We start from the raw sequence: 1,648 nt of genomic DNA on the forward strand, positions 1-1,648 counted from the left end.
CCATCATCACCATGAGCCTGCGCGAGGCTTCGACCCGCGCGGTCTATGGTGAAGGCTTCACGCTGGCGCACTACACGACAGCACTTGCCGACTTCTACATCTGGGGCATTCTCGGCCGGACCCTGCTGATCGGCGCAACCGTCACCGTGCTATCGCTGCTGCTCGGCTACCCGGTCGCCTATCACCTTGCCATGTCACGCTCACGCTGGACAAGCCTGCTCTACATCTTCGTTCTGTCGCCGCTGCTTGTCGGGCTGGTGGTGCGCACCTTTGCCTGGATGATCATCCTGTCCAACAACGGCGTTGCCAACCAGGCGCTCAAGGCCGTCGGCCTGATCAGCTTCCCGCTCCAGCTGATGAACAATTCGCTCGGCGTGACGATCGCGCTGACGCATGTCTTCTTGCCCWTCATCATCCTGCCGCTGCTCGGCAATCTGCAGGCGATAAGCCCCGATCTCGCCATGGCGTCGCGCTCGCTCGGCGCCTCGCGCATGCGCACATTCTTGAAAGTGACCTTGCCGCTCAGCATGCCTGGCATCCAGGCCGGCACCATTTTGGTGTTTGTGCTTTCGATCAGCGCCTATGTCACACCCGCCATGCTCGGCGGCACCGGCGGACGCACCATGTCGGTGCTGGTGGTGCAATATCTGGTCGACAATTTCCGCTGGCCGGCAGGTGCCGCACTCGCCATCATCATGGCGGCGGTGRCAGTCATCTTCGTCGGGCTCTATCTCAGGCTTACGGCGCGCGCGATGCGGAGGCTGCCATGACACGCGTATCGAGTGGCGTCGAAAAGACGATCTGGGACCGGCTGTTCACGGCCCTGGTCGCTTCGATCTACATCTTCTTGATGTTCCCGATCGTGCTGGTGGTCTTGCTGTCGTTCAATTCGGGCGAGTTCCTGGCTTTTCCGCTCGAGGGCTTTTCAATGCGCTGGTTCGAGGCGCTGTTTTCAAACAAGCGTTTCCTCGACGCCACGCTCTATTCGATCCAGATCGCCGCGGTGTCGACAATCGTCAATGGCGTGATCGGCACGCTTGCGGCGATCTACGTCGCCCGTCATGCGACCGTCGCACGCGATTATTTCCGCCTGATCATGACCGCTCCGCTGCTGGTTCCGGRGATCCTGACCGCGATTGCGCTGCTGTTTTATTTCTACGAAATCCGGGTCGGCACCGACTATTCCATCGGTATCCAGATCGGCCACATCGTCGTCACCTTCCCCTATGTCTTCCTCAATGTGTCCTCCGCGCTGTTCAACTTCGACCGCTCGCAGGAAGAAGCGGCGCGCAGCCTGGGCGCCGGCGGCTGGATGACGTTCCGCCGTGTGACGCTGCCGGCGATCAAGCCGGGCATCATCACTGGCTGCTTGTTCGCCTTCGTCATCTCCTTCGACATCTTCAACATCTCGCTGCTGCTCAAGTCGATCGGCCAGAACACGCTGCCGCTGGAACTGTTCGACTATCTGCGCTTCAATTTCGATCCGACGGCAGCCGCAATTGCCTCGCTCAGCATCTTCATGACCTTCGCCGCGATCCTGATCATCGACCGAACGGTCGGGCTCAGATCGTTGCGCTTCTGAAATGGTTGCGCCTGGCCGCTGTATGCTGGAAAACTGCCATGTCCGGCGCGATTTATCTGTTCGGGC

Annotated in this window: 2 protein-coding genes; both read left to right on the top strand. The window is 60.3% G+C overall.

Annotated features, from left to right (window positions below):
- Window positions 1-770, top strand: a 770-nt coding sequence (locus tag AC1DUU_RS31405; protein ID WP_476787207.1) for an ABC transporter permease, incomplete at its 5' end; no start/stop codon positions are given.
- Window positions 767-1,582 (top strand): ABC transporter permease, encoded by an 816-nt coding sequence (locus AC1DUU_RS31410; RefSeq protein WP_476787208.1) that lies wholly within the window; start codon window positions 767-769, stop codon window positions 1,580-1,582. The genes AC1DUU_RS31405 and AC1DUU_RS31410, both read left to right, overlap by 4 nt.
- The last annotated feature ends 66 nt before the right edge of the window (window positions 1,583-1,648 follow it).

The sequence above is a fragment of the Aminobacter sp. P4_H6_2 genome, from assembly GCF_056400805.1.